18 protein-coding genes are annotated in these 21,753 nt (G+C 55.2%); 6 read left to right on the top strand and 12 right to left on the bottom strand.

Annotated features, from left to right (window positions below; genetic code table 11):
* Positions 1–477 precede the first annotated feature (477 nt).
* Positions 478–1,500 (top strand): N-acetyltransferase DgcN, encoded by a 1,023-nt coding sequence (gene dgcN, locus AC0L8N_RS13000; RefSeq protein WP_473668108.1) that lies wholly within the window; start codon positions 478–480, stop codon positions 1,498–1,500.
* A complete protein-coding gene (gene dgcA / locus AC0L8N_RS12995; protein WP_473668107.1) occupies positions 1,473–2,462 on the top strand; it encodes an N-acetyl-D-Glu racemase DgcA in 990 nt (329 codons plus the stop codon). The genes dgcN and dgcA overlap by 28 nt, the downstream gene beginning before the upstream one ends.
* A gap of 243 nt (positions 2,463–2,705) precedes the next feature.
* On the opposite strand, the gene AC0L8N_RS12990 is transcribed toward dgcA, so the two are convergent.
* Positions 2,706–5,675 (bottom strand): TonB-dependent receptor, encoded by a 2,970-nt coding sequence (locus AC0L8N_RS12990; protein ID WP_473668106.1) that lies wholly within the window; start codon positions 5,673–5,675, stop codon positions 2,706–2,708.
* A 699-nt stretch (positions 5,676–6,374) separates the two neighbouring features.
* Positions 6,375–6,545, bottom strand: coding sequence for a hypothetical protein (locus AC0L8N_RS12985; protein ID WP_473668105.1), 171 nt, complete (start codon positions 6,543–6,545; stop codon positions 6,375–6,377).
* Between AC0L8N_RS12985 and AC0L8N_RS12980 the strand changes: the two genes are divergently transcribed.
* On the top strand, positions 6,544–8,769 hold the full coding sequence (locus AC0L8N_RS12980) for a patatin-like phospholipase family protein (RefSeq protein ID WP_473668104.1): 2,226 nt from the start codon (positions 6,544–6,546) through the stop codon (positions 8,767–8,769). The genes AC0L8N_RS12985 and AC0L8N_RS12980 overlap by 2 nt on opposite strands.
* A gap of 57 nt (positions 8,770–8,826) precedes the next feature.
* The gene (locus AC0L8N_RS12975) at positions 8,827–10,269 is read left to right on the top strand and encodes a phospholipase D-like domain-containing protein (RefSeq protein ID WP_473668103.1); all 1,443 of its coding nucleotides are present in this window, start codon (positions 8,827–8,829) and stop codon (positions 10,267–10,269) included.
* A 208-nt stretch (positions 10,270–10,477) separates the two neighbouring features.
* Here AC0L8N_RS12975 and AC0L8N_RS12970 read toward each other — a convergent pair whose 3' ends face one another.
* Positions 10,478–11,380, bottom strand: coding sequence for a LysR family transcriptional regulator (locus AC0L8N_RS12970; RefSeq protein ID WP_473668102.1), 903 nt, complete (start codon positions 11,378–11,380; stop codon positions 10,478–10,480).
* A 120-nt stretch (positions 11,381–11,500) separates the two neighbouring features.
* On the opposite strand from AC0L8N_RS12970, the gene AC0L8N_RS12965 reads away from it, so the two are divergent.
* Entirely contained in the window at positions 11,501–11,857 is a 357-nt protein-coding gene (locus AC0L8N_RS12965; RefSeq protein ID WP_473668101.1) for a hypothetical protein, read from the top strand.
* 142 nt (positions 11,858–11,999) lie between these two features.
* Here the strand turns inward: AC0L8N_RS12965 and AC0L8N_RS12960 are convergent, their stop codons facing one another.
* From AC0L8N_RS12960 to AC0L8N_RS12925, 8 genes are all read right to left on the bottom strand, one after another.
* A complete protein-coding gene (locus AC0L8N_RS12960) occupies positions 12,000–12,449 on the bottom strand; it encodes a YybH family protein (RefSeq protein ID WP_473668100.1) in 450 nt (149 codons plus the stop codon).
* Positions 12,450–12,544: 95 nt separating this feature from the next.
* A complete protein-coding gene (locus tag AC0L8N_RS12955; protein WP_473668099.1) occupies positions 12,545–14,290 on the bottom strand; it encodes a dipeptidase in 1,746 nt (581 codons plus the stop codon).
* Positions 14,291–14,577: 287 nt separating this feature from the next.
* Positions 14,578–15,282 (bottom strand): hypothetical protein, encoded by a 705-nt coding sequence (locus tag AC0L8N_RS12950; RefSeq protein ID WP_473668098.1) that lies wholly within the window; start codon positions 15,280–15,282, stop codon positions 14,578–14,580.
* Positions 15,283–15,478: 196 nt separating this feature from the next.
* Complete coding sequence (locus AC0L8N_RS12945) at positions 15,479–16,462, bottom strand: Csu type fimbrial protein (RefSeq protein ID WP_473668097.1); 984 nt, start codon at positions 16,460–16,462, stop codon at positions 15,479–15,481.
* Entirely contained in the window at positions 16,459–18,840 is a 2,382-nt protein-coding gene (locus AC0L8N_RS12940; RefSeq protein ID WP_473668096.1) for a fimbria/pilus outer membrane usher protein, read from the bottom strand. The genes AC0L8N_RS12945 and AC0L8N_RS12940 overlap by 4 nt, the downstream gene beginning before the upstream one ends.
* Entirely contained in the window at positions 18,794–19,519 is a 726-nt protein-coding gene (locus AC0L8N_RS12935) for a fimbrial biogenesis chaperone (RefSeq protein WP_473668095.1), read from the bottom strand. Before AC0L8N_RS12935 ends, AC0L8N_RS12940 begins: the two co-directional genes overlap by 47 nt.
* Positions 19,519–20,004: a Csu type fimbrial protein gene (locus AC0L8N_RS12930; RefSeq protein ID WP_473668094.1), complete on the bottom strand. Its 486-nt coding sequence runs from the start codon at positions 20,002–20,004 to the stop codon at positions 19,519–19,521. The genes AC0L8N_RS12935 and AC0L8N_RS12930 overlap by 1 nt, the downstream gene beginning before the upstream one ends.
* Before the next feature lie 923 nt (positions 20,005–20,927).
* The gene (locus AC0L8N_RS12925) at positions 20,928–21,305 is read right to left on the bottom strand and encodes a YybH family protein (protein ID WP_473668093.1); all 378 of its coding nucleotides are present in this window, start codon (positions 21,303–21,305) and stop codon (positions 20,928–20,930) included.
* A 24-nt stretch (positions 21,306–21,329) separates the two neighbouring features.
* On the opposite strand from AC0L8N_RS12925, the gene AC0L8N_RS12920 reads away from it, so the two are divergent.
* Positions 21,330–21,527 (top strand): hypothetical protein, encoded by a 198-nt coding sequence (locus tag AC0L8N_RS12920; RefSeq protein WP_473668092.1) that lies wholly within the window; start codon positions 21,330–21,332, stop codon positions 21,525–21,527.
* Between the two features lie 49 nt (positions 21,528–21,576).
* On the opposite strand, the gene AC0L8N_RS12915 is transcribed toward AC0L8N_RS12920, so the two are convergent.
* Positions 21,577–21,741 carry a hypothetical protein gene (locus tag AC0L8N_RS12915; protein WP_473668091.1) on the bottom strand — a complete coding sequence of 55 codons (165 nt, stop codon included), beginning with the start codon at positions 21,739–21,741 and terminating at the stop codon, positions 21,577–21,579.
* Between the last annotated feature and the right edge of the window lie 12 nt (positions 21,742–21,753).

The raw sequence follows: 21,753 nt of genomic DNA, 5'->3' as shown, positions 1-21,753 counted from the left end.
AGTTATTCGAATTCTGGAACCGTTGGATACCTAAGCGACTTTGTGGTCACTACAGAATCAACGAATCAGTGCACAAGAAGGAGGGATGGCCGGTATTGTTCTTTACCGCACCGAAGAGCGCCCCCACGCCTGCGTCGCTACTTCATTAGAGACAAGTCATTCCGTATCGTCAACAAAGCGCCGTTTCAAAGACTTTGTTCGCCTATAGCTTAAAGGCATGGCTTTTGGACTGGATCGTCAATTCACGACAGTTCGGCACCAATGCTGTGCGCTGAATGGTCAGGATGCTCCATTTTGGTTGATTGCGGTTGTTCTTGTAGCTCGAAAAACCCGGGGCTTAAGAACATGCTACTGCCTGCGCTGCGGAACATGTATAGACGATAGCTATGAGAGTCGTACACATTTGTACTTTCATTCTGTATAGACACCGGCACTATTGCCATTTGCCGTCAACTGACCGGAAACAGAAGCGAGTTTATGATTTCGTCTCCCTATTTACTTTACCTTGGCAGCGCCACGGATGAGTTGTCTGTTAAGACAGCCATAGGCGTTGCCGCGTGGCGGCCGGAACTTTGCATCGGCGAGTACCGCTCAGAGGGCTGTGCAGTAACCCTCGACCTGCCGCTCATGGATTTCGAACAGGCGGCTGCTGCTGGTGTGCAGACGGTAGTACTAGGCGTCACCAACGCTGGCGGCGTCATGAACCCGCAGCTGATTGAGCACATACTCGAGGCTATCAGGGCTGGATTGAATGTCGCGTCCGGCCTGCATCAACGCTTGCGAACGCATCCCGCGATCGCCAAGGAAGCGGCGTTAAAAGGTGTCGAACTGCACGACCTGCGCCACCCACCCGAAGACCTGGGCGTAGGCACAGGCGTACCACGCCGCGGCTTGCGCATGCTGACTGTAGGAACCGATTGTTCAGTTGGCAAAATGTACGCGACCCTCGCGATTGAACGTGAAATGCACAGCCGGAATATCAAGGCGAACTTCCGGGCTACGGGACAGACCGGCATACTCATCGCGCAATCCGGCATTGCCGTTGACGCTGTAGTTGCAGACTTCATATCCGGCGCTGCTGAAAGGCTATCGCCGTCCCGCGAAGACGACGGCTGGGACCTCATCGAAGGTCAGGGTTCATTATTTCATCCGTCGTTTGCCGGCGTATCACTTGGCCTTCTGCACGGCTCACAACCCGATGCAATCGTGCTGTGTCACGCGCCCGAACGCCCGCACATGCGCGGTATCGCCAGCCGGGCTCTCCCGAACTTGCAGGATTGCCTGAATGCCAACCTCGAAGCGGGTCGCCTGACGAACCCGGACATCGTAGCGGCTGGCGTCGCAGTGAATACCTCACGACTCGATCCTGAACAGCGGCAACGTTGTTTTGATTCTATTGAAGACCTGTTGAACCTGCCGTGCGAAGATCCGGTTGCTACGGGCGTTAAGAAGATTACGGCCAACCTGATTAAATGCGTCGACAAATCAAAAGCAGCGTAGAACGTTGGCCGCTGGCGCGGCCGTTTCGTATTTCTCGCGGCGTTCGTGATGCAGCGGAACTGGTATCGGTTGAAATCACGGATGGCGGAATGACCGGCCGTGGTGAATCGGCACCTTACCCTCGCTATGGTGAAACCGCCGAGTCAGTACAGGCACAGATAGCCAGTATTAACGAGGCTATCGCGAACGGCATGTCACGAACAGAACTCGCGAAAGTGCTGTCGCCGGGTGCGGCCCGCAACGCGGTCGACTGTGCATTGTGGGACCTGGAAAGCGCCCTTTCAGGCACACCCGTCGCCAAGACACTCGGGCAACCCGCTCTGGCGCCATTGGTTACTGCCATCACTATCGGCCTTGATACGCCCGAGAACATGGCCACTGAAACAACGCGCGTAGCTACATCGCCATTGTTGAAAATTAAAGTCGATGCAACCGATCCCGCAGATTGCCTGCGCGCTGTTCGTGCCGCTGCACCCGATTCGAAGTTAATCGTTGACCCCAACGAGAGCTGGGATATTGAACTGCTTGCGGAGTTGCAGCCACTGCTGAAAGAGTTACGAGTCGATTTTGTCGAGCAACCGCTACCTGCGGACAACGACGCCAGCCTCGCCGAACTTGATCCGCTTGTTCCGAACTGTGCGGATGAATCCTGCCATACATCATCCGACCTCGATCGCCTGGTCGGCGTTTACGATATCGTCAATATCAAACTCGACAAGACCGGCGGCCTGACGGAAGCCGTACGCACACTGCATGCCGCGCGCGAACGTGGCTTCGGCGTCATGGTCGGTTGCATGATCTGCACCTCACTGTCCATTGCGCCCGCCTACTACATCGCCGCACAAGCCGACTATGTCGACCTCGACGGCCCGCTGTGGATGAAAGAAGACCGGCCAAATGGTGTTACCGCCGACAACGGAATGCTGTCTCCAGTTGGGCGTGGGTTTTGGGGTAATCGTTAGTTCAGAGCGGGTCGAGCCTGACCTGGTCCGGTCCGGTTACGACCAGCCTTTCGTTCACTAACGGTAAAGAAACAGCAAACGTCTGCCATTCATGCCTTGCTGGCACCCAGCCGCGGCATTGTCGTTATCCGGACCACGCGTCGTTTATTGCCTGACTCGTGGTTTGCGTTCAACCAAAAAAAAGCCCCGGCACAAACCGGGGCTTTTTCCTGACTATTTGCTGCCATCATGGATGGCTTCGAATCAGAAGTGGTAACTGGCACCAATAGTGACTCGACGATCAGTCAGCCCTTGCCAGCACAGCAGTCCACCTTCGTTCACACAGGACTGCTGAACATCTTCCTCAGTAAGATTGACAGCTTCAAGGCCCACGCTCAGCTTCTCCGTTACCGCATAGTTCAGGCTGACGTTGAGCTGCCCTCTATCCTCCTGCACAACCGGGAAGCCCCAGGGAAGACTGGAAGTACTGCCAAAGTCTTCAGACCGGTAAGCTTCACGCCATGTATAACGTGCCCTGGCTGATAGTCCGTACTTTTCGTAATACAGCGTCAGGTTGTAGGCATTCTCAGACAAGTCGATCAGCGGGGCGCGGAAGGTGACGTCAGTGGCGCCAAGCAAACCAAAGACGGTTTCAGCACGCGAGGTTGGGGTCAGGAACGTATCGCCACCTGAGAAATCCTGCACGGTGTAGTTAGCAATGAACCCAAAACCCGATGCCCAACCGATCTGATCTTCGAAGCCCAGAAGATCGTACTGGAACGCGATCTCAACACCTTTTTGTTTGGTTTTTCCTGCGCCATTGATCGTTGTCGCTGACGGAACACAAACACCCACACCGACAGGCCCGAATACGTTTATGTCAGCGATGGGATTGAAGATGCCGCCCGCCTCACAAGGATCGGTAATGTCGCGGAATCCAGTGGTTGGATCTTCGTACGGATCGTCCTGGGTACTCACATGCAGGCCGGTACGTTCCTTATGGAAAATGCCCACACTCAAGACGCTCGAAGGAGCAAAGTACCATTCGGCGGAGAGATCAATCGAAGTGACCTCTTCAGGCTCCAGGGCGGGGTTACCTATTGCGACCGCAGGATTCGGGCTGGTAGAAAATGTAACCGAGGTTGAAAGGTCGTCAAAATCGGGGCGACGAATATCTTTACCCCATCCGGCACGGATGACTAAGTCATCTCTTAGGTCAGCAACGATGTTTATCCGTGGCAGAAAGAAATCATAACTGCCTGACTCTGTGCGCGGTGTTGGCACATCATTCACAACGCTGTTGCCAAGCGACTTGATATCGGTTTCCAAATAACGGAAACCGATATTGCCGCGGAAGATGCTGTGCTGGAAGTTCGCTTGCGCATAAATCGCGTTCGTTTCCTCTTCAATGTCGAAGAATGCAGCGGTTGTCGACGTAGGCGAACTGATTGGCTCGCGCGTAGAACCCGTGTTTGCATTGTTCGCAACGATGGCCGCATTGATCGCTTCCAACACGCCAGCCGGGTCCGAGTTCACTTGTTCCGGATTAACAACCAGAAAATCACGAACAAACAATGAACGACCATCAGCCGCATTGAAATTGTCAGGACCTGTCGTGATGACACTTGCGAACAGGTCAGCCGTTGGGCTCTCGTCGAACGTTCTCAAGCCAACGTTTGAAGCCACGTCATCGTTCAAGCTCGAACTCTTACTGTAACGATAGCCAAAGTCGACGCTCGTGACCGCTTCCCATTCCAGGTCGTAGGTAAAGTCCGCACGAAACGCGTGTTCACTGTTCTCGTTTCTGTCTTGCCCTATGTTGACATCACGCAACATGTAGTTTGCGGGATCAAGCAGCTGTGCATTGGTTGGGCCGTTCGCCTCGTCGAATGCCACTCCGAACGCCAGTGAACCACCACTCAAGTCGTACACAAATGGTGTGCCATTCTCGTTCGATGAATTGGTTGTCACATTCGGATTGATAAAGTTCAGCGTGGTGTCAAATGACGGTGTTGTAGAGTCGGATGAAGCCGTTGACAACTCGACTCGCCCTGAGAGCCGGCCTCTTTCCCAGTCGGTACCCAGCCTGAATATTTCACTATCGGTCACACGCGAACTGGTGTCCGTTGACATCCGCAGGTTCGGATCAGCATCACCATCTTCAACCGGAATCACACCGCGAAGCGCCGCCTGGATGCTACCGATATTCTGAAAGCCATTTGCACCGTCTAGCCCGCCAAAATTGACGGTTTCGAATGCGCTGGGAGCCTGTACATTGATCAGGTCACTGACGCCCGACGCCTGGATTCTTGAGCTTTCCTGCAGACGTTGTTGATCATTGAGGATGGCGTCAAAATAGAACGTCATGCTGTCATTCGGCGCCCACTCAAACGAGCCGGAGAAGTTTTTGGTTTCGTACTCGAAGTTATCGTAATCCTGAATCAGGAACTGAATCGGTAGGAAATCAAAAGACTGAGCACTCGCGGCACCGCTATCAGAAGCTACTGAATTATCGCGGTCAACACGAGGACGGAAGGCGGTTACGTCTTGTTCTGAATAGCTCGCACTAAGTACAACGCCAAAGTCGCCGCTGTCTGTCGACCAATTGTCGCCCCACGTTCCGGATATCCGGGGTGTTGCTCCATCGGTGGACAGACTGCTCTCTTCCATTTGCAAGCGGACAGCCGCCAACGAATCAGTCAACTCAAGCGGACGTATCGTCTTGAGGTTGATCGTCCCGCCGACCGACCCTTCGATCGTTTTTGCTTCGGGCGCTTTGGTCACTTCAACGGCAGCAATGATAGATGCAGAGACATCCTCAAAACTGATACCACTGCGACCCGAACCCGAGCCGACCGTTGAAACACCGTTAATCTCAGTGCGGTTGGCGTTGGTACCACGAATCTGCACACCGGTGCCGACACCGGCCTCACGAGTAATCTGTACACCTGTGACATTCTCAAGAACCTCGGCCAGGTTCTGATCCGGCAGCTTGCCGATGTCCTCCGCATAAATGGCTTCGATCAAGTTATCCGAATTTCTCTTCGCCTCCACGGAATTTGCAAGCGACCCCCGGATACCGGTGACAACGACTTCTTCGATTACCGCGTCAGCATCATCGTTCGAACTCTGTGTGTTTTGCGCCGAAGCGCTTGCCCCGAACAGGACGGCGATCGTGCTGAGTGAAACCCCCAGCACCGATCGATAGTGGAATAGTGCAGAAACTGTACGCATGTCTGATCCCCCCCGGGAATGTGCGCGAAAAACTATTGGTCCTACCAATACATGAGATAAGTGGCAATATTTGGCTATGGTTCAAATAATTCTTGCGCCGACATTCTCACCGCCGGAATTTTCTGTCAACCATTTGAAGAGCATTGATATGGACAATTGGTATTACCAGTTTACCGGATGCAGCGTAGTTAAACGCACGGAGAAACAGCACCAGTCTGCGAAGGAGAGCGCTACCGGCCAGCGGGATTATGGTGATTCGCGCAAATTTCCGGGCCAACCGCCGCTGCACAAGGCCAATGGATGCCTTAATTGGTTAAAACGATAGCAGGAATTGGTATATAGCGGGTGCAGAAGCGGCGGGGAAACAGCACGAAACGCTCCGAATGCCGGGTACGCGTCGGCAACGCTGCATCGCGGCAAGCCATCGTGATAACCGAGCTCTGCAACGAGCTACCACATCGAACTGGTGATGCTGTTCGGTATAACCCGCTTTGCATTACCGAGGCAGAGATCGAAAGCCACGAATGCGGCCACTTCACTATGTCGGCCGGCGCGAGCGTTGCGAATGCCGCTTTGGGCAGTGATTGCGATAGAGTTAGCCACCCGCCCCATACAAACTTCCGCGGGACCGGTGCGCCAATCTGGAATAATTACAGGTTGAGCCATGCGCCACTCAGGCCATTCATACCTTGCCCCCATTTATCCCTGAAGTAGCGAGTCGTCAGGGAACGTAACGTTGGAAATCGACAATGATCCGTGAATGCTTTCGACCGACCAGAATGCTCCTGCTAACCGCAAGTACAAACCGGACAAGACTAAGACAGCCACGGCAAACAAGCTGCTGCCGCGCACTATGGAGTCAGTTGTCATGATTTCTCTGGCCCACTCGCGAGCGCTTACCTGGGCAGTGGCTCTCAGCATCATCGCAATCGGCATGTCTCCCCCGGTAACCGCAGCCGATGCGGAACAGTCGCACGAACGCCTCAAGATAGGCCTGGCCCTCAGTGGTGGTGGCGCACGCGGTGCAGCGCACATCGGCGTTTTGAAGGTCCTGGAAGAACAACAGGTGCCGATTGATTACATCGCGGGAACCAGCGTAGGGGCCGTTGTCGGTGGGTACTATGCGGCGGGTATGACACCCGCTGAAATCGAGGATGAGTTGGCGGTAATCGATTGGACAGACGTCTTCATCGACAATTCTGCGCGCACGCACCGGACCTTTCGGCGCAAACGTGATGACGACCTCTACCTGGTCAAGCACAAGCCTGGGTTCAATGACGGTCATTTTACTTTCGCTATGGGCCTCGTGCAGGGGCAAAAGATTTCACGGACCCTGTCGCGCGCGCTGATCGACGTTGCGCGAGTCACAAGCTTTGATGATCTGACGATTCCGTTTCGGGCGGTCGCAAGCGACATTGTAACTGGCAAAGCTGTCGTGCTGGATTCAGGCAGCCTTGCCGAAGCGATTCGCGCGAGCATGTCGATTCCCACGGTCATTGCGCCCGTTGAAATCAATGGGCAATTATTGGTCGATGGCGGCGTGGCCAATAATCTGCCGGTCGATGTCGTGCGGGCGATGGGTGCTGATATCGTCATCGCCGTTGATATCAGTACGCCACTGGCGGAAAGAACAGCCATAGACTCTATCCTCGCCGTTACGAAACAACTCACGGGACTCCTGACTCGCAGAAATGTCGAGGAACAAATCAAGACTCTGAAATCCGGTGACATACTGATTGTGCCGGCTCTCGACGACATCGCCACCGCTGACTTTAATGATTACGCATTGGCAATTCCGTCGGGTCAACAGGCCGCCGAAAAGCGGCTTGACAGTATCCGCCGACTCTCGCTGAACAAAGAAGACTACCTCGCTTACCGTGCCGAGCTGCGTACGCCCGATACCGAGATGCCGGTGATCGATCGAATAGAACTGGTGAATCATTCGGCAGTATCCGACGCCTATATCCGCGCACGGCTAGGTGTAATCGAGCCGGGGCAACCGCTGGACGTTGCTGACCTTGAGAGTCGAATAAGCGATGTTTACGGCACGGACCTGTTTCAAACAGTGCAATACGACGTGAAGCAGAATGACGACGAGACCTCGCTGGACATCGTCGTCGATGACCGCAGCTGGGGCCCAGCGTACCTGCAGCTCGGCGCAGAATATGATTCAAACTCCGATGGGGAGAATCTGTTCAATCTGGCCGGAAGCTATATCAGCACTGCCATAAACCCAAGCGGCGGCGAGTGGCGTAGCGGCTTGCAAATCGGCAGCGAACCGGCGCTTTTTACGGAGTTTTATCAGCCGTTTGGCAAGAGCCTGATGTTTTTCGTGAACCCGAGCATAGGTTACCGAGAACGAATTTTCAGTGTCGTCGAAGACGAGAATGTTGTCGCGTCACTCGATGTAAAAGAAGCTATAGCTGATTTTGGCTTTGGCCGTGAGCTGGGTACCTGGGGTGAGATCCGCGCTGGTTTACGGTACGGCGATGGTGATTCCAGTGTGCGTATCGGCGAGCCGGGGTTGCTCGACTATGCGTTCAAGCGAGCGGAAACGTACCTCCGGTTTTCACTGGACGAGTTCGACAGTCTCGACTTCCCCCGAACTGGCACAACCGCGACCATAGAGTTACTCGGTTCGCACAAAGGGCTAGGTGCCGACGAATCATTCGACCAAGTGCGAATAGCCGGCGGCGCTGCATTCACGCGAGGCGCCAATACCTTGCTGGCGATCCTCCGCTACAAATCGACGATGAGCGGTACTGCACCGTTGCAAAACGTTTTTGCGCTGGGGGGGTTCGGCAATCTTTCCGGCCTTTCCTCCGATGAATTGAGGGGCCAACACTCGACATTTGGTGTGCTGGCAGCGTATCGGCAGCTGAATCGGGATGCTACCCTGCCGATCTATGCCGGCGTGACATTGGAACGCGGCAACGTGTGGGATTCGCGTAAGGACATATCCTTCTCAGACAGTCTGTTCGCAGGCTCCGTCTGGCTCGGTGCGGACACGCTTTTCGGACCTGCCTATCTGGCTTACGGTCAAGCCGAAGGCGGACGACATGGTTGGTATTTTTTCCTGGGCCAACCGTTCTGACATGCCGGCGAACCTGACGCAAAATCCGATCACGAATAGCAGGACGTACGAAGAATTTTGAAGCAGAACACAAACACGCTGGTGCGCATACGATTACACCTCATTCTGGCGGCTGTCCTCGTATTGCCGTTTCTCTCGGGCTGCCAGAACCTGACGCCACTACCGGATGGCGTATCGCTGCAAGGTGAAGAGTTCCCTAGCGCTGATGTTGCATTCATCGCCGATACTAGCTGGGTGGACCGGAACGGTCAGCGACACGTAGAGCAGGCTCTATTCGACGATATGTTTCGCATCATCGACGAAGCGCGGGAAGTGATCGTACTGGATATGTTTCTCTATAACGATTTTCAGGGGCCCGTGCCGGAAACAACCCGACAGCTGGCCGGCGAACTGACCGATGCGCTGGTCGCAAAGAAACACAATCATCCCGACATGTTGATCGTGGTAATCACTGACCCCGTCAATGAACTGTACGGCGGCTTGCAATCACCGTACTTCGAGCAGCTCGAACAGGCGGGTATTCGCCTCGTCGTAACCAACTTACGCGAGCTCCATGACAGCAATGCCGTCTACTCCTTTTTTTGGCGACTCCTGTTCAAACCTTTCGGTAATTCGTCAGCCAACACACTACCGAATCCTATTGGGCCGGGCCGGGTGTCAATCCGCAGCTATCTGGAACTGATCAATTTCAAAGCCAATCACCGCAAGGTACTGATCGCTGATAGCGGCCCGACCTACGTCGGCTTCGTGTCATCGGCCAATCCGCACGATGGCAGCAGCGCACACCGCAATGCCGCTGTTCGTTTTACCGGCGGTGCCGTTGCCGATCTGTTGCAGTCCGAAAACGCGGTACTCAAACTCTCAGGCTATCCGCCGGTCGAGGTTGAAATACCGCGCGAGCACACGGCAGCGGCAACCACTGTTCAAGTAGTCACCGAAGGTAAGATTGAAGATGCCGTCCTTGCAGAAATCAACCGGGCAGAGGCCGGGGAACAGCTCGATTTGATGATGTTCTATTTGTCCGATCGTGAGGTCATAGCAGCCCTGAAACAGGCGCATGAGCGTGGTGCAAGCCTGCGCTTGTTACTGGACCCCAACAAAGATGCATTCGGGCGTGAGAAAAACGGTATCCCGAACCGGCCGGTCGCGCACGAACTGAACGCTGCCGGCATTCCTGTGCGTTGGTGCAGCTCTATGGGTGAACAGTGCCACAGCAAGATGCTGTTTTTTAGAGATGGTTTAGGCAACAGCGTTATGGTGACCGGCTCAGCCAACTTCACTCGCAGGAACCTGGATGACTACAACCTGGAGACTGACGTTGTGGTCAGGGGCCGCAACACGGATTCTGTATTCGTCGCGGCTCACGAGTACTTTGAAGAAAGCTGGAACAATACAGACGACCGCATCTACAGCCTGCCCTACGAGCATTATGAGGATAGTTCGTTCTGGCGGCGTCGAATGTACCGCTTCATGGAGTGGAGCGGGATAAGTACTTTTTAGGTACGAAACAATCAGCTGTTCGGACCGTCTCCTTCAGTGCCAGGTGAGGAAGGGTTTGCAACCGCCACCTCTCACGTCACTTGATAGCGCTACTTATACGACGAGATATCAGCCAGATCGCGCGCTGTCCACCAGTGCTTGATGAAAAGAGTACCGCTCCCGGCGCTACCCTCGCCGGCCCCAGCGCCGCCGGGACAGATCAGCCCGGTCAGGCAAAGCCTGCAACTTCGGCACGCAGAAAATCAATGAAGACTCGCACTTTCTTCGGCACGTAGGATCGACTCGGATATACCAGCCACGCCGCTGTATCGAACTCCGTTGCGGTGCATTCGTAATCGGGGAAGAGACTGACCAAATCGCCTGCGCGAATCTCGTCGCGACACAACCAGTCTGGCAACAACGCTGGCCCCAGGCCTGCCACTGCGCACTTGGTCATAGTTACACCATGGGACGTTAGCACGTGACCGGATACCGGTACGTCGAACGGTTGGCCTCCTCGCTTACGAAATCGCCATACCTTGCGGATGCCGGGAATCGAGAACAACATGCAATCCATTTTCTCAAGCTCAGCCGGCGTAGCGAGATGGCCGTTCTCACTGATCCAAGCGGGGCTGGCGCACACATGAAACTGTCTGGGAACCAGTTGGCTGACAATAAAGTCACCCTCAGGTTTCTTGCCAAATCGAATGGCAATGTCAATCTTCTCTTCGACAATATCGACGTGATGGTCCACCAACTGCATATCGATAGTCAGATCCGGGTACTGCGTGCGCAGCTTCGACAGCAAAGGTGCAAGAATTCGCTGGCCAAACGACGTGCACGCCGTTATGCGAAGCGTGCCGATAGGAAGACTAACGAGATCCAAAGCCGCTTCGCTCGCCCGATCGAACTCACCTATCAACCCTTGGACGCGATCGAAATACTCGGCACCGGCCTCGGTCGGCGCAAGTTTGCGGGTAGTACGCTGAAACAAGCGAAAGCCAAGCTCTGCTTCCAAGGTGCCGATTGAGCGAGAAACGGAGGACGGGTCAATATTGCGTTGCCGCGCCACCGCAGCAAAGCTACCTTGCTTGATCACGTCCGCAAATATGCGAACAGACTCGATATCCATTAATGCACCTGTTACATGAATCTCGTGAGTATACGCACCTTTCGCGCACGCGGGATTATCAATAGGATCCACTCGCCCCACATGTCGCTACGAACATCCATTGACTTAGGAGAATGGCTTTTGAAGCTCCAATTTTACCCGCAGTTTTTCGTCAGCAAGAACAATGTACTCGATGACGTGAAGAGGAATGGCACGTGGCCAACTACGTTTGTATCGGGCCCGAACGAAGGACTTCATGTCCACTGGCACTCCGATGAAGTACACGCCTATATCATGGAAGGCGAAACGGATTTTCTGGACGCTGAAAGCGGCATCAGGACGACGGTGAAAGCCGGTCACAAGATTGTCGTCCCAGCCAGAACGCTGCACGCCGAAGGTGCTGTGAAGAACAAAGTTGTTTACATACTGGCGCTTCCGGAGCCGGTCATGCCGGATGCGTTCTTGGCCATGCACGATCCCGAGGAGCTACACGACTAGCGCCCATACTTGGCAACGTGCGTTGCTGCACTTGCTATACCCGAACGATCAGCAGTCTGGATTCTATATGACGGGCATAAGGTGTCAGGCTGTTCTGGGGCAACGATAGTCCTGACACCGTTACTCTTTACGCAATCAGACGCTAGTTGAACATGTCCGCAGCGACTTTCCACTGACCGCCTTCCTTTACCCACACAACCAGGTATTGGCCTTTGACAGTCGAGCCATCCGCGAGTTTTGTGGTGGCAGTACCGTAGTCGTAAGCCATGTCACCACTGGGAGCGACCGAGACGAAATCCGACATCCAGGAAACCTGGTCATCCGATTTCAACATCTCTTCAGTAGCGGCACGGACGTTTGCAATACCAACTATCGCCTCGGAACCGGGCATTAACAACACCGTATCCTGCGCCAGTAACGCAGCGATGCCACCGATATCACGAGCGCCATACATATCAGACCATTCTGTTTCCAACTTCGATATGGCTGCTTCTTCTGCGGCAACATCGATATCCGGTATCTTGGTTTCTGCATTGCAAGCGACAACGGCAGTAAACAGCAATGCGATTGAAATAATTCGGACGCGAACCATGAACCTTCCCCTTTGCAATTGAGACATTACTATTGCCAACGTCTGTTGTGGTCTATTACCGCGTTCGCTCGCTGTATCAGTCCCTCAGCACACCGTCACAGCTCCTGCATACCACCCAGCCGCGCGATCATCTCAGTAACAATTGAGAGATCGAGCAGGAACTGATCCACCGTCTTGAACTCACCGGCATTGTGCCCGGTGTACTTCTCGTCCGCCCTGGACAATCCGAATTGCACGCCGTTCGGCAGATCATGAATCGAAGTGCCGCCGGCAGACGAACCGAATTCACGGGGTATATCCAGGTTTTCTACCGCAACATCCAGCAACGCATTGACCCACGCGCCCTCCGGATTGCGGTACATAGGATCACGAGCAAAGGTTTGAAATTCCACGTCGATATCATTGCTGGCGGCCCATTTCTCGAGTCGGTCCTGCAGCCCGCTAACCAGTTCTCCCGGTTGCCGGCCGATGGGCAGACGGAGATTTACCGCCGTGCGCAGTTGGTCATCTTCATGCGCAACAAATGTCTGAGCCGCGGTAAGCGGTCCCATGAAAGGATCGGAATAGGCGATACCGGCGCGTGTCCCCAGGAAATCGAGGCCCCAGTTCTCAGTGGCGTATCGCGCCGCGTCAGTAAAGTGATTCGCTTCAAGAACGCCTTCCGAGCGCAGCTTGTCCAGTAATGCAAACATCCTCGACACCGGGTTTGTACCACTGCCCGGGTCAGATGAATGCGCTGACACGCCAATGACGTCGAGGCGCACGCCGCGCGGTTCCACACTCGCGCGCACGCTAAAATTGCCGCCGTGTTCCGCGGCGAAACTTTCGCCAAGTGGCTTGAGCGTAGTTACCAGCACATCAGGCGCCGCGGTACGAATCCACGCTGTTGATTGAGCAGGAATCTGGTTAGTTGCCAGACCACCGGTCACTTCAACCACGGCGGCACCTTCGGGTGTGGCCTCGCGTGCCGGGAAGCTTGCCATGACCACGCCATAGCCCTTCTCGGCAATAACGACCGGGTAATCCCCGTCCAGTGCAATGTTGTAATCCGGCACCGGGTTGCTCTCAAAATACCACGGTATCGCATCACCCCCGGTCTCCTCGCGGGTATCCACCAGCAGTCGGAACGTATGCAGGAGTGGCAGCTGCTCGTCCTGAATCACGCGCATCGCATATAGCGTGACCACGATGCCGTTCTTGTCATCCTGCGTACCACGCCCGTACATGCGATTACCAATGCGCGTCACCACGAACGGGTCTAGGCGGGTTCCATCATCAAGTACCCAAAGATCAGGGTTAACGGGTACGACGTCCGCATGCGCGTGCAGGCCGATCAGTTCACCGCGCGCGTCGCCGAGTGTGACTTCATAGACCTGGTCGCCGACGTTGCGGAAATTCAGTCCGAAATCGTTGGTGATGCGCTCAAGCGTTTTCGCAAAGCGCAAAAACTCCGGGTTCTCGGTCTGCGGCAGCGATTCAACTTCGAAAGTCGGAATTGCGACCAGTTCGGCGAGAGTCTGCATGGCTTCATCGCCGTACTTAAGCCGGGCATAGATGCCGAGCAATCGGTAAAGCGTGTTGCGCTGTGCAACCGTCAGACTCTGCTCATCGCGGTAGCTATTGCGCAGTGTTCTGATGTCCAGGTCTTGTGCCACACGCAGTGCTTCGGCCGCTTTCAGGAACGCGTCAAAGCCGGGGTAGGAATCGCCGGACAGCTCTGCGGACAGGGCGTCGGCTACGGACTTTTCCATATCCGCGAACGCAGTGGTGCAGGTTGCCAGCATCAAGACACATGCAAAAGCACGCAGTCCTGCTCGCTGCAGGGTCGAGTTCCAACTCATCAATTTGTCTCCAGTGAAATTTTCCGGCGCCGGACGATTGTCACCGCGCGGATCAACGCTGAGCTTCGCACGATCGGGGAGTATGTATCCAGTCCGTGCCGCCGGCGAATGGCATCATTCCGGTGAGTTGGACTGCCAGAAAGCAAATCGGGACTCAACGGCCTCTGTGATATCGCTGCATGCCCCGCCCTTTTGACAACACGCCGCTATTGATGGGCGATTCGCAGACTCACTACAGCGATGACGGATTCGAGCACACGTGGACCGTTCGCTCTCGATGCACCCAGCTAGTCCGACAGCTCTGCCCCTTCCCAATCGGCAGCCAAACTATAGACTGCTTCATTGAACGGCTGCTGTTTGTCTCTGGCGTCGATAATGCCTAAATTGAACTGACTGTAGTCCGCGTTCGGGGGCTTACAGGGATACTTTGCAAGTCGCGCTCTCAATTCCGCCTCGTTCTTCAGGTTAACGAGACTGTAACTGTCGCTGTCTCGCCACGATGCGCTGCCGGTTTCTCCGGCAACCAGAATGAAAGGGATCGACGCCTTTTGTGCCTCTCGGTAGCGTTCGATCAAGCTCCAGACCGGAGCTATTGGAATAGCAGGGAGACTGTAAAACTGAAAATGCGGAGGGCGCTTTCGAAAAAGTCTGGTTGCACTTGCAATGCATACATCAATCGCCCAACACGACTGATCCAGGCTGTCTTTCACGATAGTCGACGTGACGGTGATATCAGGATCGTGTTCGTAGCCTGTGTGCGCCGCTTTAACGTGCTCAAAAAGTGCATCCGACGACTGGTCTTCCAGATCAGCACTTGAGAAGAAATAGGTCTCATAAATATTGCCGAACCTGTCGGCCGAATGCTCGCTGATGCATTTGCGTCCATCAAACAGGACCCAGTAGCCGCTGCAATGCCCGATATCCACCCGCGAATGTGAACTGTCAAATCGGAATACTCTAGGCTTACGAGTGAAGTCTGCAATCGGAAACATGGATAACCTGCATATGGTGTATCGCGCGGGAGGTGCCTGCGCATGACCGCAATGCAGATACCCACGAATGATAAGCGTACGACAGTATAAGGCAGACGGTATTGTCCTCAACAAGTGAGCGCGACCCAAACACCGCCAACAACAATACTGAACGCGAAGACTACGATGGACCGACGATATCTGACGGCGTCAGCTATCAGTAACTGACCGTGACGATCACCGTGTCGACGTATTCGCCGGGTCTGGGCGTTGTTTGCAGCGGTATTCGACCGTAGACACTGACAGATTGTGTCGCGCCGGTGCCGGTGCCACCGACCGTCGTCGTACTCCCCGACCCGTCACCCCATACCTGGCTCCGCGAGGCGTCGCTGTATAACTGATAGCCGATCTGTTCGGTCGGAATGCTTCCGTGCACCATTCGTCGTGCACCCGCATCGCCTCCTCCACCCGCGCCCAGCGATACTGAGTAGGCGGTATCTGCGCTGCACTGCAATCGAATCTGGCTGCTTCCATCTACCGAGCCGTCGAGTCGCGCATGGGCGCCGAAATCCAGATCATCCGCTTCCACCACACAACTTTCGATGATGGTTCCGCTGGCCAGGAAGCTATCGCTGGTCTGGCTGCCATTGACGCCATCGCAGGGTATTGCGTTGTTGAACGAGTACCGTGCTCGCGCACCGCCAGCGAATGTAGAAGCGTACGGGCCTATGGGTAAGCCGGAAATACTGCCTGGCACTCGTCCATATACCGGAACGGTCGCTGATCCGGTCGCAAGCAGTCCGAGAACACCGTTCAGGGTGACGACCACCCTTTGCGCGCCGGCAGCCGGAAACGCGGATTCCGAACCCCAGATTTGGGTTCGCGCTGCATCCTTGTACAAATTGAATGGTAAATCATCCGAGCCTTGCACCATGTTGCGATAAGTTGTCCCGTCTGACCCGCCACTCCCTTCATCGAGGTATAGGCAGACCCCAATCGTTGAGTCGACAATCCCGAAAAGAAACTCCGAACAATCGACTTGAATTGACGAGCTGACATCGGTCACATTGCCAGACAGGGAGTCAATCGCGCCGAACGCAACGTCCGGCATCGAAACGTTGCAGTTGAGCGCAGACGCGTCATGCGAGTAAAACTGCAGGAACAATACAGCAAGGAGTGCGAGTACTTGTCGGCTAATCACTGGCACACCACCGGAGCGTCACCCACGCTGGTAATCAGCGCTGTGCACACACCCGTCGCCGTCTTTACCCGTATGGTTACCGCCGCTTTCTGCTTGCGAATAAACGCCACACCGTCGTATCCCACGACGAAAGTCGCGCCGCTACTGGTGTTCGTACCGCGACTGCCTGCCGGTAACCACGCGCCTTGTTCATCGACCAGCGATACGCTGAAGGCCGCAACCGAGTTCTCCAGCGGAAACGTTACCCGAGTACCGGCATGCCAACGGGGAACAGCATCCAGCTCTTGCATACCAACCTGATAGTTGAACGGCACACCCAGCGGATCGATCGCGATGCGGTTTACCTGATAGGCGTTGAGATTCGGAACCATGAGATAGCCGTTCGAATTTGTCTGCCCGATAATTCGGTTCTCATGCAGGACCGGTACGTTGCCGACCCCATCCGTCGAGACCATGGCAAACGCGTCATCAACGTACCTGCCAGCGACAGGCGAGTTGCCAATGATGGTGAGTGCGCCACGGCCACTTATCTTCCAGTGTTTGTTACCTGATTGCGTACTCAAGTCGAGACTCGCAACGCCTTTGCTACCCGTGAACCGGGTACCCACCTGCAGTGCATTCTGATCGGCAATACTGCTGTTTACGTTCCAGCCCCAGCCACCCTCGAACGGACTTCGCCGGGCAACCGCCACAGAGCCACGTTCGTTCGCACTGGAGTAATTTGTTTGCACGTGAGTGGACCGGCCGACAGCGACGGACAAGCCGATATACACACCGCGGTTGCCAGCCTGATCAATATCGTGAAATGCGTTCGCACTCAATGCAACACGTCTCCCAAGTGACTGCCGGTAACCAACAGACACCAACCGCGAAATCGATCTGGAACTCTCTGCGTCATGCTCGACATCGGCGGTTGCAGTTGACGAATCCACGGCACTCACGTCCGCAACCACGTAACCGGCGCTTACATGCTTGCCCGGAGCCAACTGCGAACCCAGAAACACCCGGAGCTGGCGACGTGACGGTACATTTCCCAGCAACGACGGCAGGTCACGATAGTGCTCGCTCGCCTGCTGCAGGTCTGCCGTAACGCTGAAGCGTTGCGACACATATTGGTAACCAGCACTGAACTTGTGGCCAGCGGCGTGAGCGCCGCTAAAACTGAGCGAGGCATTCAGCCGGCCGAACTGGCCAAGCCGAACCAGGGCGCCGGAGCCTAATTGCACCAGACCCGGTGCGGCTTCACCGTGAGCCTCGACTGTCAGCCAGTCAGTAAACCCGGAACGAACGCTGCCGCTGGCCACGACGCCACCGCGGTAGTCCGCGCTGTGCAAACCGAAGTTTTCTCGCAACCAGCCTGCCTCGACAGAGTAGTCGACGAGCCCGGCCCTGAGCAGTTGTGGGACGACATAGAGATCGAGCGTTTGCACCGTGCTTCGTCCGAGTAGGTCGGTTACAACAACGCTCGCCTGTCCAGCGCCGTTCAATGCAGGAGGCACATCGATGCGGAACGGGCCCGCCGGAACATTGCTCGTGAACTGACGCGCCTGATTCACGTAAATATCAACGGAGGACGGGACAGCGGCGACTCCCGAAAAGCCCGCGACCGGGTAAGTCACCAGATCGGGACGCAAAGCGAAATTTGACCTGAATTGCATACCTGCGATACGAGCGGATCGAGTCCAACCCAACGAGCGAGTGATAACGTCGCCAGCGGACACGCTACGCATGGAGGACGCATCAGCTCGCGTCCAGACGGTGTCGAGGCGGACATAGTCTTGCATGCCGCCGCCGACAGTACTGATGCCGGTATTGCTGAGAACCCCTTGCTTGCCAAACAACCGCTGCTCGGAGTACGCCCTCAGAACACCTTTTCCTTCCTGCTGCTGGAAAGCGACGTCGTAGTTGATAAGCGCACCAGATGCCGTATCGCCTAATTGCGACTCCAACGGCGAGCGAACTACGCGCAGCTTTCTCCGCTCGGTTTCGACATCAAGATAAAGCCGCTGTGCCGGCGCATCGTAACGATAACGAAGACCACTGATCGCGTTCAGGGCTACCAAGCCGGCATCGTTTGCGCGTAAATCATCGACCTTCAATTCGAGCGCCTGCAGGTGCTTCTTCGGAATCAGCCAGTTGTCGCCGCGCCTGAGGATAGTCAACAACAGCCCGGTGGGCTGATCATTAATCAAGGCCTCAAGGTAGTAGCTACGTGGGTTGTTTGCAGCGCTTGCCGAAACGGGAAACGCCGCTATTCCGGAGTTAAGTCCGTTCGCTTCTGCTGCGGCACAGGGTCCAGATGAGGCGGCGAGGAACGCCAAAGCCCATAGTTCAGCGCGAAGTTTGGAGCTCGAATGCCCGTGCCTGCCCGTCGACATTGGCCGCGACTCCAGTTATCTGATCGATTGACGCTTTGTCCGCCAGCCGGATCGGCCAGCGGCGCGTTTGACCAGCCAAGACATAACCGAACAGGCCGGCGCTCAACTCGATGACATCGCCGCTCGCGGAAGTTAAACGCATGGCACTGAGCTGCGTGCTTTTGGCACCTGAATTACTTGCTTCGATTGTTGGTTGTTCCTGCGTGAGATCGAGCTGGAAACTGAGCTTCGCCGGTCCAAGATCACCGGGCCGGAAGGTCACCGGTATCGAATAGCGAATGAGCATTTGTACCTGGCCATCAGCTCTGGGCTCGCCGGGCAACTCATCAACGATCAGACGAAACGACAGCTCCTCCTCGGACGTTAGCGTTTCCGCAAGCAGGACACGCACTACTTGCACGCCGTTGGCATCCAGTTGCTGTATCGGCGGACTGACCAGCAGTGCATCAGTCGAACTCAATTGATCTTCGCCGTCGACTTGTTGCCAGCGGAATGCCCGGACCTGCACGTTCATCGGCACGTCACTCTGATTGCGCAAACGAAGCACGGCTGAGCGCGTTGTCGGCGTCAGTCGTACAGAGACCGGTTCAAGCTGTAAAGCCGATGCCCGTGCATCGCCCTGCCAAAAGAAAGCAAAGGCAACGGCGGCCAGCAGCACTAAATGGCGGGCTAGCGGCATCAGAAGGCGATAGTGGCTGTAATGGTGTCGGTATAGGTTGCGGGACCGGGCGTGGCTTGCACGAGAACCCGACCGTACGCGGTCAGGACCTGATCGATGCCGGTGCCGATGCCACCGAGGGTATCGACGCCGACGTTAATTCCCCACTCAAGGGTTCGCAGCGCGCTCGTATAAAGTTCGTAGGCAACGGTCTCTGATCCGTCGCTCATCAATCGCGTGCCGTTGACACCCGCGTCCAGACTAACGGCGTACGCTGTACCGACGCTGCAATTCACGGTAACCAGAGTGCTGTCGTCAACCACACTGTCGAGCACGGTCTGTCCGCCGAAGTCGAGGTCGTCTGCCACGATCGAACAAGAATCCAGAATAGTGACACTGACTTGAAAATTGTCGGTCGCCGTTTGTGCTTCGGCACGAGGCGCCAAAAATACCAGCACGGCGCCAATCCAGAACATCGCGCCCAGTGGGCTTAGCCTGACTGTCATACTTGTCTCCAGGAAAACGCGAAAATATTTTTCCGTTAATGCGTCCAATAACCCAAATACTGTGCACTTGACATATGGTTTGCAACATATGGGCAATTTATTTGGGACGCAGTTCACGAACGGAGATGTGATGAAACGCCAAGCCATGATCGGCGTCGCGTTTTTGCAAATTCAGATTCTAAATTTGAGCCACTCACAGTCAGGCCATTCGCTTGTACGGTCGGCCCGCGATCGCGGAACAGGGACTGCCGATCATCTCTAATGGCAACGTTCGATACGAAGTGAAGATGCTTTGCCGAAACGGCACATCATGCTTGCCCAACGAACAGTCAACTCACGAGTCGTACAGACCCGGTGCATGTCTTTCTGAGGAAGGCTCGAATCAGCGTTGGCAAGTGCGAAGAGCCTGAGGGCGTGATGCCGTCTACCTCTTCCAAATCAAATGGCGCGCCCGGAGAGATTCGAACTCCCGACCACCTGGTTCGAAGTTAGCTCACCATTCTGTAAGTAATTGAATTAACCAGAAAAGTCGCTGGGCGCCCGTTGCATCAATTGCCCTACTCTGCACGACAATGCACAGCCGAAACACGCAAAACTCCCGCACGAATTCAAACCGAGGCCGCAACTGCGTTGCTCCTCTGTATGACATGGACGCCATTCTTCACTTTTGCCCAAGTCTTGGCGCCCTGCCTTCTTGAACGCAAAGAACCGGCCAATACTTGTCACCTGGGTTTCGCCCGGTTGACTAAGACTTGCCGCTCAAAAATGGGTAATTACTGAATGGAGGTCGATGCCGGCGCCGGGCGTCCGCTTAATTGAGGAGCAGCCTCTCGAACGACAAAAATCAGCAACAGTGATCGGTCAGGATTCGGCCAGAAGCAGACGTCCAGCGGAGCGAGTAGGAGCCGACGACTAGGCTAGAATCATGCGGGAAGATTCGCATCGCGAAAGAGGCGCCATTGTCCATCGTCTTCACGCCTGTAAATTGTCAAAGTGCGCGCCTGACGGTTGATTTTCTGTCCATCGGATCCCTTCAGAGTCATTCGAATCTGATTTCGGGTCCATGCGAAATCGTCGAGGACCTCTATTTCCAATATTTCGCTGGTACCTTCGAATTCCATTTTAGAGATCTCCGAAAATCCTTCCGCAAATTGCTTTTTTCCGAAAGGTTCCCGCTCCGGAACGGTGAAGATTACGTCCTCGGACATGAGTCTCAAAACCGCGTTGAGGTCTCCGACCTTCGTGGCTGCCATCCACTGATCAACAAGTGTCCTGATGGCTTGTTCGTCACTTTTTGACATCCGAACCTCCTCAGAAACTGAATTTTGATCCTTTCACGAGAGAACGTCGCCTTCGGGTCATTAGCGGAACTCAACTATACCCCGAAAGAAGCCGCTCGAGCGGCTGCTATTGAGTGCAAAGCAGACCTCGCCATTCACCGCAGGGCGGCGGGCGACATTGGCGGTTCGGACAGTCTGAATTTCACCGCCTACGTCTGCCGCTCTGCGCCCATCAATCCGTAATAATCGCGAACTCACTGCTGACCTCGATCGCCACTGACACGACGATAACTTACATCACCAGCACTAACGCGGACCGAACCACGTCTGCTAGCCAGCCGGCTCGATAAACGCGATGCACGGCAATCGTGAAGTGGGCAAGAAAACCGAGGAATACGATGACCTGTACGAGCAACAAGATAATGTGCCGGTTCGCGACGACCTCGAGCGGAAGCATGAATGCCAGCGC

The organism is Woeseia sp. D3-10 (genome assembly GCF_055809415.1).
The sequence above is the reverse complement of the archived record's forward strand: the minus strand, read 5'-3'. Positions and strand labels throughout refer to the sequence as shown.